At 35.9% G+C, this 13,010-nt stretch carries 19 protein-coding genes; all 19 read left to right on the top strand.

Going from position 1 to position 13,010, the window contains the following annotated elements; translation table 11 throughout:
* The first annotated feature begins 2 nt into the window (after positions 1–2).
* The 19 genes from RHP64_RS08135 (at position 3) to RHP64_RS08045 (ending at position 13,008) form a co-directional block, all read left to right on the top strand.
* Positions 3–683, top strand: coding sequence for a putative HNHc nuclease (locus RHP64_RS08135; RefSeq protein WP_462785035.1), 681 nt, complete (start codon positions 3–5; stop codon positions 681–683).
* Between the two features lie 12 nt (positions 684–695).
* Positions 696–863 carry a hypothetical protein gene (locus RHP64_RS08130; protein ID WP_244011501.1) on the top strand — a complete coding sequence of 56 codons (168 nt, stop codon included), beginning with the start codon at positions 696–698 and terminating at the stop codon, positions 861–863.
* 2 nt (positions 864–865) lie between these two features.
* On the top strand, positions 866–1,282 hold the full coding sequence (locus tag RHP64_RS08125; RefSeq protein WP_244011503.1) for a RusA family crossover junction endodeoxyribonuclease: 417 nt from the start codon (positions 866–868) through the stop codon (positions 1,280–1,282).
* 17 nt (positions 1,283–1,299) lie between these two features.
* Positions 1,300–1,857, top strand: a complete 558-nt coding sequence (locus RHP64_RS08120) for a hypothetical protein (RefSeq protein WP_244011505.1) — start codon at positions 1,300–1,302, stop codon at positions 1,855–1,857.
* Between the two features lie 102 nt (positions 1,858–1,959).
* Positions 1,960–2,376 (top strand): DUF722 domain-containing protein, encoded by a 417-nt coding sequence (locus RHP64_RS08115; RefSeq protein WP_462785034.1) that lies wholly within the window; start codon positions 1,960–1,962, stop codon positions 2,374–2,376.
* Between the two features lie 504 nt (positions 2,377–2,880).
* The gene (locus RHP64_RS08110) at positions 2,881–3,135 is read left to right on the top strand and encodes a hypothetical protein (RefSeq protein WP_462785033.1); all 255 of its coding nucleotides are present in this window, start codon (positions 2,881–2,883) and stop codon (positions 3,133–3,135) included.
* 776 nt (positions 3,136–3,911) lie between these two features.
* Complete coding sequence (locus RHP64_RS08105; RefSeq protein ID WP_462785032.1) at positions 3,912–4,514, top strand: ImmA/IrrE family metallo-endopeptidase; 603 nt, start codon at positions 3,912–3,914, stop codon at positions 4,512–4,514.
* Between the two features lie 4 nt (positions 4,515–4,518).
* Entirely contained in the window at positions 4,519–5,037 is a 519-nt protein-coding gene (locus RHP64_RS08100) for a hypothetical protein (protein WP_462785031.1), read from the top strand.
* A gap of 110 nt (positions 5,038–5,147) precedes the next feature.
* Positions 5,148–5,684 carry an HdeD family acid-resistance protein gene (locus RHP64_RS08095; protein WP_462785030.1) on the top strand — a complete coding sequence of 179 codons (537 nt, stop codon included), beginning with the start codon at positions 5,148–5,150 and terminating at the stop codon, positions 5,682–5,684.
* Between the two features lie 119 nt (positions 5,685–5,803).
* Positions 5,804–6,001: a hypothetical protein gene (locus RHP64_RS08090; RefSeq protein WP_462785029.1), complete on the top strand. Its 198-nt coding sequence runs from the start codon at positions 5,804–5,806 to the stop codon at positions 5,999–6,001.
* Between the two features lie 46 nt (positions 6,002–6,047).
* Positions 6,048–6,365 (top strand): hypothetical protein, encoded by a 318-nt coding sequence (locus tag RHP64_RS08085; RefSeq protein WP_462785028.1) that lies wholly within the window; start codon positions 6,048–6,050, stop codon positions 6,363–6,365.
* A 63-nt stretch (positions 6,366–6,428) separates the two neighbouring features.
* A complete protein-coding gene (locus RHP64_RS08080; protein ID WP_462785027.1) occupies positions 6,429–7,172 on the top strand; it encodes a hypothetical protein in 744 nt (247 codons plus the stop codon).
* Between the two features lie 64 nt (positions 7,173–7,236).
* Entirely contained in the window at positions 7,237–7,989 is a 753-nt protein-coding gene (locus tag RHP64_RS08075) for a terminase small subunit (RefSeq protein WP_446872275.1), read from the top strand.
* Positions 7,976–9,259 (top strand): PBSX family phage terminase large subunit, encoded by a 1,284-nt coding sequence (locus RHP64_RS08070; protein WP_462785026.1) that lies wholly within the window; start codon positions 7,976–7,978, stop codon positions 9,257–9,259. The genes RHP64_RS08075 and RHP64_RS08070 overlap by 14 nt, the downstream gene beginning before the upstream one ends.
* A 2-nt stretch (positions 9,260–9,261) precedes the next feature.
* On the top strand, positions 9,262–10,836 hold the full coding sequence (locus tag RHP64_RS08065) for a phage portal protein (protein ID WP_462785025.1): 1,575 nt from the start codon (positions 9,262–9,264) through the stop codon (positions 10,834–10,836).
* Positions 10,826–11,005, top strand: coding sequence for a hypothetical protein (locus RHP64_RS08060; protein ID WP_454154074.1), 180 nt, complete (start codon positions 10,826–10,828; stop codon positions 11,003–11,005). Before RHP64_RS08065 ends, RHP64_RS08060 begins: the two co-directional genes overlap by 11 nt.
* Positions 10,998–11,954, top strand: coding sequence for a minor capsid protein (locus RHP64_RS08055; RefSeq protein ID WP_462785024.1), 957 nt, complete (start codon positions 10,998–11,000; stop codon positions 11,952–11,954). The genes RHP64_RS08060 and RHP64_RS08055 overlap by 8 nt, the downstream gene beginning before the upstream one ends.
* A 12-nt stretch (positions 11,955–11,966) precedes the next feature.
* Positions 11,967–12,236 (top strand): hypothetical protein, encoded by a 270-nt coding sequence (locus RHP64_RS08050; protein WP_462785023.1) that lies wholly within the window; start codon positions 11,967–11,969, stop codon positions 12,234–12,236.
* Between the two features lie 169 nt (positions 12,237–12,405).
* Positions 12,406–13,008: a DUF4355 domain-containing protein gene (locus tag RHP64_RS08045; protein WP_462785022.1), complete on the top strand. Its 603-nt coding sequence runs from the start codon at positions 12,406–12,408 to the stop codon at positions 13,006–13,008.
* Positions 13,009–13,010: the final 2 nt, after the last annotated feature.

Below are 13,010 nucleotides of genomic sequence, written 5' to 3'. Positions count from 1 at the left end.
CTATGCCAAGAGAATACACCGGTAAAGTTATTGCATACGACGGGCAAAATTTAACAATTAATGTTGACCAAACAAATATTGATTGGCAAAAATTGTTACGTTACAACAAGGGGCAAATTCCTAAAGTTGAGCTAGTATTCGACGACCAGGAACGACGATCGTTATTACAAAACAAACATATGCATGCGCTCATTGGTGATATTGCTTCTTGGCAAGGTGAGGACCCTGAAGAAGTGAAGCTATGGTTCAAATGGGCTTTTGCCAATGCTTTCGAACTGGAAAACATAAAGACCAGCCTTATGACGATGGAACAGGCAAGTAACTTTATCAGTATATTAATCACTTTTGCAGTAAAGCATGGCGTGCCACTCACAAAGTATCGCCCATTAGAAATGTTAGCTCCAGACGATATATTCAAATATGAATATCAATGCCTTATGAATAAACGATGTGTCTTGTGCGGTGTCAATCCCAGTGACATGCATCACTTAGACACGATTGGTGCTAATGGTGGGAATCGACAGAAAATAAATCATTTGAAATTAAGGGTAGTTCAGTTGTGCCGAGAACATCATCAAATGGCTGGCAACATGGGAGTTGAAACATTTTTAGATCAGTACCATTTGACTGGTATACGCGTGAACACTGAAATTGCTAAAATACATAGCTTAAATATTAAATAATGGGAGACGAAAATGAATAAAGTAATTGGACTTAAAAGCAAAATAATTTATTTTGAAGGGGATGGCATTGCATGCCGTCGATTTATTAATCAAAATTCGCTAACCAGAAAAAGTAAAAAAGGTGGCGAGACAAAATCAACATTTGGATTTTCCGAAGCTCTGAGAATTATTGAGGTTTAAAAATGATATTTAAATTTGATATTGAGCCAGTTGCACAAGCTAGACCAAGAGCAACCAAAGTTGGAAAAAGTATTCGTATGTATGATCCTAAAAAAACAGCAAATTTCAAAACTGATTTAAAAATGATGGCTCAAATAGCTAAAAAAGTGAGAAAGTATAAAATACCTGATGGTGCTATCAGTGTGAACATACAAGTCGTTAGACGTGTTCCTAGATCTTGGACTCGTAAGAAACAACAAGATGCAATTAGCGGAATGATATACCCAGTCACAAAACCAGATTTGAGTAATTACATAAAAAGCATTGAGGATGCGCTTAATGGTGTTTTATGGCAAGACGATAACGCAACGGTTCAGTTGATTAGTAGTAAAAAATACGGTCAATCAGGACGAGTTGTTGTTGAAGTAAATAAGATATAGTGGGAGGCACCATGAAAATGAAAAAAATAACTAAAGCAACAATCGTATCTTTGGGAGCAGCGGCACTATTACTAGGTGGAGCAGGAGTTGGTTATGCAGCATCAAACTGGCAAGGACATGCTAACATGGTGCAAATCCAAATCAACCTAGATAAGTTGGCAAATCAGTTGAGCAAGAACAAGACTGATTTAACCAATGCACAGCAAGCGTTGCAACAAGCTAACAATAGTCAGACAGACTTACAAAATCAATTAGCACAAGCTAAGTCTGACTACAAGGCGTTGCAAGACCAACGCACAGCAGATCAAAATGATTTCAACGATCAACTAGCTGGTAAGCAAGCAGAAATTCAGCAGAAGATTCAGGAAATTCAACAAAAAATTCAAGAAGGTAACGATAAGGTTGCCGACAAGCAAAAAGAAGTTGATGTTTTGAATCAGAAAGTATCTGACTTGAACAATCAATTAGCAGCACAAAAACAATCTAATGATGCGGATATGACGCAAGCTATCAAGGATGCACAAGACACTCGTGACAAGTCAGATCAAGTGGTCAATCAATACGTTGATAAATAATTGGTAAAAAAATTTATAGATGATTTACAGAAATTTATGGTGGAAAATAAGAAATAGCACACGCAGTTGACGTGATTAAAAGGGGATGACGAAGGAGTTAATGTGGCGGACAAAATTGATGAACTATTATCAGACTATTTTTCTGGAAAAATAGAAATGCAGATTAAACTGCGCAAACTAGATTTACAAACACCTCTGGTGCATGATGAAAATATTGGTGGGGGAAAAGCTCAGAATAAGCACGTAAGGCCTGTAGATGATATGCTAATACGTGAAGATGAAGATACTGTTTTGCACGAACTGTATAAGCTCAGAGACCAACAGCAAATGATTAAAGACGTATTATCCACATTCGATGCTGAATTAATTCGCATGGCCAGTTTACGATATGATCGACGAAAAAGAAAAAACGAGTGGAAGCACATTGCTTTGATATTTAATGCAGATGAAAGTACTTGTCGTAAGAAAATACGTAAATTCAAAAAAGAGTTCAGCAATAAATTTTGGAAATTTGATTAGTCTGTGGATAACTTTAGTATTAAAAATGTCGCCCGTTTTGTGCCCGTTTTTGGCCAGAAAAATGTGTAATAATAGTATTATCAAATAATTAATAGATTAGAGTGAAAACAACCTAGTAATTAGTAGTGCACAGTGTTAGTATAGTTTGTAAGGTGTCTCACATAAATATTCCTGTTACTTTATTTAACTTCTTTCTCATCAAAAGGAGTGGGGCACCGTACATAAAAATGTTAGTGACAATGGTAACTTTGTGTGCTAGCATTTAGCGTGTGGTGACCCAAGCATTCTATACTCTCCTGAAAAAAGTATTGATAATATCGTAAAGTGATATGGGTCACCAAGAAAGCATCTTAACGGATGCTTTTTAGTTGGCAAAATTTAGTAGTAATCGCTTTCGGAAGATGCTATTATTAATGAGGTGCCTTATATTGGAAGCAATATTCGTGATGTGTTCTTCTATGATTATTGTTGGGGTAAGGCATCGTACATAAAGGAGAGATAATTATGATTGCATTACATATTTTCTTTGGATTAATGATATTAGTTGGTGTTATTATGACCTCAGTGTCATTTCAAGGAGATACTGACAAGTTGACTAAGCTTCAAAAGTTTTCGTTGATTTTCACAACTTCAGCAATTGGATTGACCGTAGTAGCTGTCACAGCAGTATCTGGGTCGATTTACATTGCTTTAGTTATGTTCGTAGCGTTAGCTCTGTATGAGTATTATGCATTTCTGCATAAAGCTGCCCAGAAATAAATTGAATATTTTAAAAGCTCAACCGCGTGAATAGGTTGGGCTTTTTGTTTGAAGCAAGCATAATCAAATAAACAAGGTTATTGCTCATCCTCTAAAAGCGACGTTATACACGCTTCGGAAAAAGCCACTGTGTATGTAAAAATACGATAGGTTAGAATATCTATCATTATGGATAGCAACATGATTGGCATGTTCGAGTGAACGTTTATCTCGCAGTCACGTACTCACATATTCGTTTACTCGGTTAGAAAAAATATGAAGACATCTTATATAGGGTTCAAGTCCCTATCTATCCGTTGCGTCACCTACTCCGTGATGAATCAATAAGCCGTTTCACTCGGGGTAGGAGAGCAAACATACAGAAATAATTGCAATACTAGTTAAATTATTTCTGTATGGGTGAATGTAACACAGATCCGTTTCGGTTCGGGTGAAAAAGTTGGTTCGAATCCAACCATTCACATTGCGGTCACTCGCAAACACAACTTAGGATAATGACATTTGCCTGCTGTTATCGTACATAGTGGTAGTTTCTATTTTGAAAATAAACACATTGAACAGTCAACTGTTGCACAAATACACAATGAATGAAATAGCAGTTACTTGATTAAGCGCCTTGATAGGAGTTTGTTAATAAATCACGATAGAAAATAACTATTTACCAATTTGTAGATGTTGTTAAACAAATATTGAATAAACATTATTTAATTTATTTGTGTTAAGATAAAATTAAGAGATTATAAAATGATGATGCTTCCTAAATATAAGGAGTTAAAATGGTTGAACAAAACAGAAGGGCAGACATAAAGGTTGTTGCAGAAAATATACATCAAAAAGTAATGCGAAACAATATTGACAATGAAAATTTAGCCACTTACTTAATGTCATGCAACATCGGGGTTTACTCTGGTGATTTTAGTAGTTCTGAAATATCTGCATATATAACGTTTAATCATGATCGAGACAGACCAGAAATATATGTTGATGGTTCTCAAAATGATCGACGTCAGATTTTTTCAATAGCCCACGAACTTGGACATTTAGTTTTACATTGGCGGTTTGTTCCAAATAGCGATAATGGGTCGACCCTATTTAACAAGCCAGATTCTATTCCCGGGAAAAAAGAAAGTATCTTGGCTGTAAATTATCGCCGTTCGGATGGATATAAGGCTGAAGATTTGGAAGCAGAGTATGAAGCTAATTATTTTGCTGGTGACTTTCTTGTTCCTGAAAATAATGCTATTGACTTTTTGGAAGGATATCAAGGTCTTGGATTTTCTGATGCCGAATTGATTAAGCGTATGAAAGAAAACTATTTCATTAATGATCAAACTGCACGAATAAAGTTAGATGAATTGAGAGACGTTGTAGACATATAATATAATGGAAAATGACGCCCTCAATAATATACTAAGCCAAGGTAATGTGAATAAAAAAATTGTTGATGACGTTAATCTTCCATCAACAGACAATTTTAAAGATTTGAGTATAACACATAGCATTGGGTCTGCAGATCAAGATGAAAAAAGAACTAGGTTAAAGCAAGAACAGTTGAGATTGAAGACTGCCCAGAATATATCAGACGCTTTGCTTGTTGAGTTAAAAGACAAAAATATACTCAGAAACAAATTAGTATTATTTTTAATGAAGTACTTCAATATAGTCACTTGTGGTATAGGTTTTATAATTCTTCAGCCAATAGTACTCATTAATTCGAATGTTAAAATAGCTCTGATAACAGGTTTGTTCGGTAACCTTTTAGGATTGTTAATTGTTGTATATAAGTACGCGTTCGCAGACACGTCGAAATCTACCAAGGATATTGATATACTAATTAAACGCACTAATTCAGAAAAAACAGAGCTTTCAGAAAAACAAAGCTCAAACCGTAATATGACCTAAATTGGCCATTGTTTGCACCTTAACAGGTGCTTTTTATTATGTCAACATTTTTGTAATTCAACGATTAAGTGAGATATAATGGTTTTGATTACATTATGAGGGAGAACTTTATGTCTGAAGAATTTTTTACAAAAGTACGGAGAACTATAGGTTTTGATGGTTTGATATCTACTATTATCGGTGCACTTATAGTATTTTTACCAAATCGAAGTGCCAGAGCTGCTGCCGGCATGATTGGTGCTGCTTTGATCGCGGTTGGTCTTTTTAAGTTAATTTCTGTGTTTAGAAGAGATGCTGAAAATGGCATGGCCAGATTAGGTAACCTAATCGTTTCAATAATTTATCTGGTAGCTGGAATCTTTATTTTTGTGGATATGCAATCAGCCTCGATATCGCTTATTTTGGTCGTTGGTATATTAACTGGTATAACTTGGTTGATTGAAGGATTTGTTCAGTTGGCTATTTTAAATAAACTGGCTACAAATAAAACTTGGTCTACAATATCAGCCATCATTAGTATACTAGGTGGTGCAAGTATTCTGTTTAGTCCGATGTGGGGTGGTTTGGTTGTATGGACATTCTTTGGAATCACATTACTGATCATTGGTATTTTCAAGTTAATCCAGTATTTTACATTAAAAAATTAGTCTAAAAAAACCCGCTAGTTAGTTAAATCTAACGGCGTTTTTTAGTACATAAAAATTTACGGTCCGATTTGCGAATCTAAAACAGATGCGCAAGTTGGGCCTTTTGTTTGGAGTTAAACATGAATGAAGCAGAGAAAAAACTACGCAAGAGACGTAGGCATATTAAGCAAGCCACTGATGTTAATCGCAAGCACGCTGACATGATGAAAACAGAGAGCATTGCACGGCACAAGCGCTCACGTATTCAGGTTAGGTCAGAAGTGATGGAGAATAGGCAGATTGTCTACAAGAGCCACATGAAGTGGTTAGAGAATTAAAAGCCTATAACGTATTATGATGTGAACAACATTTAGGAGAATAGATATGGCATTAGCAAGAGAAGAGATTAATTTAGAAGACATTAAGCGTGAATCAGATGCTGATTTGATAGTTGAAAACATAATACAGTCTACGCGTATGATCTCTCGTTTTCAGGATAGGCAAGTTAAGATGCTTGATGAGATAAAGTTGCATAAAGAAACTATTAGCAAGCTTGAAGACGATATTCGGCTTCTAAAAAAAGAGAAGAGATGGAACATGTTATGGCATAATATCTTAGAAGAAGGTATTAATCATACCCAAATAGCATTACTTGCTGCGGGAGTGATTAATGTTTTGTTTACCTTTTTCATGAGTAGATGAGTTAATGTTCTAGTTACACATTCAGTCCTCTATAGTATAATCGTTCTATTGGAGGTTGCAGATATGAAAAAATGGGAAGATAAAGTACAAGAGAAAGCTCAAAATCTTTGGGAAAATCATAAAGTTGCGTTGTTGGTATTTATACTAGTGTTTCCACTAGTAATTCAAATTATTTTTAGTGTCTTTAATATTATAGCTGAGATGGAATTATGGAGTTTTAGATTCCCAGATTCATCCAATTGGATTGGATTTTGGGGTAGCTATTTGGGTTTTATACCATCTGGTCTAATTGCGTTTTTAGTTGCAAAACAACAAATCGATTCGGAAAATAAGTTAAATGTTTTGAGAAGGTCAGAGAGTATCAAGCTAAGTGATTTAAATTCTTTATATGATATTTTATTAGAGATGGCAGACTGGAAAAATACATTGGGATTGATAAATTATTCTGAAAAACTTGTTCGAGAAGGAGGAAAGCATCTCTCTAAAAAAATTGTTTTAGATTTGTATTCAGGTGAAATTGAAACAAAAAAATCTAAAAATAACTTAACTTACATATTGAAGAATTATGCGAAAAGATTTTCAGAAAAAAGTGATGTTAATAAAAATTTAACTACGTTCTCTGAAAACTATCTTGCAATCACCGTTGATATGCACTTAATGAAAGCTTCGATGACCGATGACAATGAGATTTCATTCGATGATAAACGACTTATGAATTTAATAGAGACAAGTATCGAGACCGAAGAGTTATACGAAAAATTAATTGACAGTATACTTAGTGAGGTTAATGCGATAAGTAATGCATGAATAAAATGCGCATAAGTGCTTTTTATTTTTCACTAAAACATTGAAAGGAGGTGACTTAAATGACATGAAAAAGTATGAAGAAGCCGAGCGAGATTATAAAGATGGATTAATCTTATCTGATATTGCAGAAAAATATGATGTTTCTGTTGGTACCGTACGCTCATGGAAATCTCGACATTGGACCAGTAACGTTGCAACAAAAACGCAACGCGTTGCAAAAAAAGTTGCAATAAAAAAGGCGACCGAAAAAGCTATTGATAAATTAAACGATAGCGAACTAACAGAAAAGCAAAAGTCCTTTGTATTGGAGTATCTCCGTATTTATAATGCCACACAAGCGTACATAAATGTTTATGATTGTACATACCAAACAGCTAAAACGAATGGTAGTATCCTACTAACAAATACTAACATTCAAAATGAAATAAAGCGTCTGCGCAAAGCTAAATTACAAGAGCTTAGCGTGGACGCTTTTGATTTAATGGAAGATATGGTTATTGAGGCACGTGCCGATATTGGCGACTACATAGACTTTGGAAAATATGACATGTTGCATATTGATTCAGAAGGTGATGTGAAACTGGACACTGAGGATAAACCTGAAATATTCCATAAGTCCTGGGCACAATTCAAAGACAAGAATAAAATTGATACTAAGCCAATCAAGTCTATAAAAATGGGTAAAGATGGTCCAGTAATTGAACTACACGATCGTAATAAAGCACGTGATAAATTGTTGGAATTATTGAAGAGTGATAGTAGCAATACTAAAATTGAGATTACACAGTTTAGTGAGATAAATCATGACAACAATTAAATGGAATCTACCAAAAATGGTTAGTAGCGCATATGCACCACTATTCAATACAAAGCATAGATACATTGTTTATAAGGGAAGTCGTGGAAGCGGCAAGAGTGAAGCTGAGGCCACAAAAGTTATTTATGACATAATCACTAAAACTTATGTTAATTGGCTTGTGTTGAGACGATACGCAAACACTAATAGACAGTCAACATTCACATTATTACAAAAGGTTGCTAATCGCATGGGCGTTGGCAACCTTTTTCAATTCAATAGTTCTTTACCTGAAATCACGTATAAGCCAACTGGGCAAAAAATATTGTTCCGTGGTGCTGATAAGCCATTGTCTATTACGTCTATATCAGTTGAAACGGGCAATTTGTGCAGGTTGTGGGTGGAAGAGGCCTATCAGTTAGAATCTGAGGAGGCATTTGATACGGTTGATGAATCTATGCGAGGGATCATTGATAATCCAAACGGATTTTATCAAACAGTACTAACCTTTAACCCTTGGAATGAGCGGCATTGGCTTAAAAAACGTTTCTTTGACAAAGATACACGAGTTGGCAACTCGTTAGCTCTCACAACGACATACAACGATAATCCGTTTCTTGATGAAGATTACGTTAATCGTCTTTTAGAGATGAAGGAGCGGAATCCAAGACGTGCTAGAGTTGCTGTTGACGGTGAATGGGGTGTTGCTGAGGGTCTTATATACGAGAATACTATTGTTGAGAAATTTGATATTAAAGAAGTGCTCAAAGGTGCTCGTATTGTTCGTGGTGTGGATTGGGGATATGGTCCCGACCCAACGGCGTTTATAGAATATGCGATTAATGTCAGAACTAAAGATGTTTATATATTTAAAGAAATGTACAAGCAGCATATGCTCACAGATGAAATATTCAAATGGTTATATGTAAATGGCTACCAGCAAGGTGATATTAGAGCTGATTATGCTAATGGTGGTGACCGCATGATTCAAGAATTAAAAAATAAGGGTATTAAGGGTATGAAACGTGCCCATAAGTACGAAATTATGTTTGGCGTAACTTATCTGCAAGATTACAAAATACACGTATTACCTTCTCTTGAACATACAATTGAAGAACTTAACTCATACGTTTATGACACCGATAAAGAAGGTGGTTGGGTTGGAAAGGCTGTTGATAAAAACAACCATCTAATGGACGCAATGAGATATGCAGTAGAGCCGTTGATTATGACTAAAAAGAGCACAACTGATCGCATGGAAGCATTTAAGCAGTTAGGACTAGGTAGGTAATTATGACAATAGACTTTTTAAGTAAAACAAGATTTGGACCTGATTCAAATGAAGTGTTTAAGATGTCGACCATTGACTTTAATAGCATTGCAGATATGGGTTCAACCGAGTTTATTGAGACGTTAAATAAATACATCATAGCCTTTCAGACCAATCAGTTATCAAGATTGAAAGAGTTAAAACGATACTATCTTGCTGATAACAATATCAAGTATCGGGAAACAGGTCGTGACACCAATCGTGCTGATAATCGTATTGCGAGTGACTGGGCTAAGTATATTACGGTTTTTATGCAAGGATATATGTTAGGTAATCCAATTGCATATGACAGTGACGATGAAGGTCTGATAGATAAAATTAATGATTTTTCAAAGCAAAACGGTGCTGACTATCATGATGGATTAATTGAAACTGATCTAAGTATATATGGACGTGCGTATGAGCTTGTGTATTCCAACGATGAAGCCCAGGAATGCATTACCAAATTGGAACCAGAGCAGACATTTGTTGTTTACGACGATACCATTGCTGCTAATTCATTGTTCGGTGTGCGTTTTTATCAAATCAAATATAGTTCGACTGAAATTAATAGTTTTGTTGAGGTTTACACAGCCAATAATATTTATTATTACAAGTCTGATATGGAATCATTTAGCGGAATGAAATTTGTTGACATGGCCGAGCACGCTTATGACGGTGTACCTATCAATGAGTACAAGAACAATGAGGAACGTTTGGGCGATTTTGAAAGTGTGTTAGATGGTATTGATGCCTATGACCTTTCGCAGTCTGAATTGGCTAACTTTCAACAAGATTTAAATGATGCGTATCTTGTGATAAAAGGGAATCCAGTTACAGGAACCGATGAACCAGAATATGAAACGGATTTGGATGGCGAATTAATCATTAACGATAATGGGCACCCTATACCAACAGCTAATTCTAGTACTGATGCTTTTGACAAAATGAAAGCAGCAAGAATGCTGGTACTGGATAATAATAATGATCCAGACGGACCAACACCCGATGCATTCTATTTAACAAAGACATACGATGCAACAGGTGCTGAAGCATATAAGAAGCGCCTAGTTGATGATATCCTTAGGTTCACGTTCACACCAGACACTAATGACCAAAACTTTGCTGGTACACAATCAGGTGAAGCCATGAAATACAAGCTCATGGGTAATGACAACTTACGTAAGACTAAAGAACGTTTAATGACACGTGGCATTATGCGACGTTTAAGGTTGCTTGGTAACGTTTGGTCTATCAAGAATAGTGTGTCAACAACAGGCAGACGGGAGGGGCTGTATAACTTGATTAACGATGTACAGGTCAAGTTCATACCTAACGTGCCACAGAACGATGAAGAGCGTGTCTCACAGCTTAAGCAGCTATACGGTGTTATCAGTGATGAAACATTGTTCTCACTGCTTGAAACATTTACAGGTGTTGACGCTGACACAGAGATGAAACGATTGGCTGATGAAAAACAACAAGATGTTGATAACTTTCAAGCACAAACCGGTTACTCACAATTGAAACCTGATGATGGAGAAAATAATGAAACTTAAATTAGCCGACTATTCACTGTACTCAATTGAGTTTTTATTTGTTTTCTTTGTCGTTAAAAAATACGTATCCAACGTAGTTATTGCGATTGTAATTACATGGATTATTGTCGCTACCACTCTTTCATTAGATGAACTTAGAAATAAACGAAACGGTGGTGTAAATGGCTGATAATTATTGGGAAAAGCGCACAAAGGCAATAATGGACTTGCTAGATGTCAAAGATACAGAGCTAACTACTGCTTTGTTGAAAGAATATAAAGCTGCTTCTAATGATATTGCTCGAAAGATAGATAATTTTTATGAGAAGTATGCTGATAAGAACGCAATCTCGTATGATGAAGCCAGAAAGCGTGTAAGAGCTGTTGACCTTGACGACTATGTTAAACGTGCAAATGCTTATCGAAAATCAAATAAGGATAATCCAGAGCTATTAAAGCGATTAAATGCACAGTACGTGACATCTAAGATTAGTCGGCTTGAATTATTAAAACTAGAAATTGATTTTAGGATATTGCAAGCCAGCAACGCGCAATCGGATACATTTACCGCATATCTAGCTAAAGAAAGTGCCTATATATTTAATGCTTTGACGGCTGGAAAAGTTATCAAGACATTAAATGAACGAGAAGTACAATCTATTCTGCAAATGGAATGGAGCGGTGCCAATTACTCGCAACGTATTTGGCGTGATAATGATGTACTGGCTAATAAATTGAAAGATGAGTTAGTTAGAGCTGCGATTAATGGTACTAATCCACGTGTCACAGCTAAGAAGTTACGTGATACATTCGGTGGTACTAAACCAAACACAGAGCGACTGGTACGTACTGAATCAACTTATGTTGCTAATGCTTCAACAGCAAAAAGATATGACACTATGGGTGTTACTGAGTATGAATTCATGGCCGTTATGGATAACCGAACATCATCTATATGTCGTGAATTAAACGGTCAAACATTTCCAATCAGTGAATTTTTACCAGGAACAAATGCACCAGCAATGCATCCGAACTGTCGAAGTACAATTATCCCGGCAGCAAGTGATCTAACTAAATACAACAAATATCTCGATTCAAACACGGCAGATGACTTGCCGGACATGGATTGGGATTTTTAAAAGGAAATAAAAATGTCAAAATATCAGAAAAAACCTGTAACGATTGAAGCGTGGAAATCATACGATTTTAGTTTAGATGACAAGTTGCCTTTTTGGGTTACTAATGCATTCATTAGTCGAGAAGTTGGCGAAACAGGAAAAGAGGGCTTTGATTACTATGTAAATACACTTGAGGGAAAAAGGTACTTTAATAACGGTGATTACCTAATTAAGGGTGTGCATAATGAAATTTATTCATGCAAACCTGATATTTTTGAAGAGACATATACAAAAATCGATTAAGCACTGATATTAAATTGTTGGTGTTTTTATTTCGACCTGAACACGTCGTTAAATCTATTCAAATAAGCGTTTATGGGTTGTTACTGACGTTGTGTGTGGGCTTAATTGTGTGCATGGGACATTGAGATGGTAACAGTGTGTATGGGCTACGAAATAGGAGAACTTAATTATGGCTGATGAACCAAAGACACCGACAATGCAGGATAACATTAATGCCCAAAATGGATTAAAACCAGATGTGACATTACCTGACGGCAAAACAAATGATAATGCTGATGATCAGCTAACATTCACACCTCAGGAATTTGATTCGGAAGTTGACAAGCGAATTGCTAAAGCTTTGGAAACAGCTAAATCAAAGTGGAACGAAGAAAAGCAAGATGAAATTAATCGAGCTGAGCAACTGGCTAAGATGTCTGCTGAAGAGCGTAAAGAAGCGGAGGATAAGGCTAAAGCTGAATCCTTAGAAAAGCGTGAAAAAGAGCTTAATATGCGTGAATATCGCTATGAAGCTAAACATCAATTAGAAGAAAATGGCTTACCTAATTCATTTGTTGACATGGTTTTGTCAGATGATCCTGCGACAACCAAAAATAATATTACGGCTGTTAGATCTGAATTTGACAAGGCTATTGAGGTTGCCGTTACTGAGAGGTTGAAGGGTAAAACGCCACAAGTTGGTGGCGCAAGTCAGTTAAACAAAAACTTGAATGATATGACTTTGTCCGAAATGACAGAGGCTTATCGAAATAACCCAAACTTATTGGGTTGAAA

Source organism: Leuconostoc sp. XM4 (assembly GCF_055698815.1).
Note: the sequence above shows the minus strand (reverse complement) of the source record. Positions and strands in the feature narration are given on the sequence as shown.

Coding starts and splice junctions, on each gene's coding strand:
- RHP64_RS08135 (WP_462785035.1), top strand. CDS start 3: ATGCCAAGAGAATACACCGGTAAAGTTATTGCATACGACGGGCAAAAT.
- RHP64_RS08130 (WP_244011501.1), top strand. CDS start 696: ATGAATAAAGTAATTGGACTTAAAAGCAAAATAATTTATTTTGAAGGG.
- RHP64_RS08125 (WP_244011503.1), top strand. CDS start 866: ATGATATTTAAATTTGATATTGAGCCAGTTGCACAAGCTAGACCAAGA.
- RHP64_RS08120 (WP_244011505.1), top strand. CDS start 1,300: ATGAAAAAAATAACTAAAGCAACAATCGTATCTTTGGGAGCAGCGGCA.
- RHP64_RS08110 (WP_462785033.1), top strand. CDS start 2,881: ATGATTGCATTACATATTTTCTTTGGATTAATGATATTAGTTGGTGTT.
- RHP64_RS08105 (WP_462785032.1), top strand. CDS start 3,912: ATGGTTGAACAAAACAGAAGGGCAGACATAAAGGTTGTTGCAGAAAAT.
- RHP64_RS08100 (WP_462785031.1), top strand. CDS start 4,519: ATGGAAAATGACGCCCTCAATAATATACTAAGCCAAGGTAATGTGAAT.
- RHP64_RS08095 (WP_462785030.1), top strand. CDS start 5,148: ATGTCTGAAGAATTTTTTACAAAAGTACGGAGAACTATAGGTTTTGAT.
- RHP64_RS08090 (WP_462785029.1), top strand. CDS start 5,804: ATGAATGAAGCAGAGAAAAAACTACGCAAGAGACGTAGGCATATTAAG.
- RHP64_RS08085 (WP_462785028.1), top strand. CDS start 6,048: ATGGCATTAGCAAGAGAAGAGATTAATTTAGAAGACATTAAGCGTGAA.
- RHP64_RS08080 (WP_462785027.1), top strand. CDS start 6,429: ATGAAAAAATGGGAAGATAAAGTACAAGAGAAAGCTCAAAATCTTTGG.
- RHP64_RS08075 (WP_446872275.1), top strand. CDS start 7,237: ATGAAAAAGTATGAAGAAGCCGAGCGAGATTATAAAGATGGATTAATC.
- RHP64_RS08070 (WP_462785026.1), top strand. CDS start 7,976: ATGACAACAATTAAATGGAATCTACCAAAAATGGTTAGTAGCGCATAT.
- RHP64_RS08065 (WP_462785025.1), top strand. CDS start 9,262: ATGACAATAGACTTTTTAAGTAAAACAAGATTTGGACCTGATTCAAAT.
- RHP64_RS08060 (WP_454154074.1), top strand. CDS start 10,826: ATGAAACTTAAATTAGCCGACTATTCACTGTACTCAATTGAGTTTTTA.
- RHP64_RS08055 (WP_462785024.1), top strand. CDS start 10,998: ATGGCTGATAATTATTGGGAAAAGCGCACAAAGGCAATAATGGACTTG.
- RHP64_RS08050 (WP_462785023.1), top strand. CDS start 11,967: ATGTCAAAATATCAGAAAAAACCTGTAACGATTGAAGCGTGGAAATCA.
- RHP64_RS08045 (WP_462785022.1), top strand. CDS start 12,406: ATGGCTGATGAACCAAAGACACCGACAATGCAGGATAACATTAATGCC.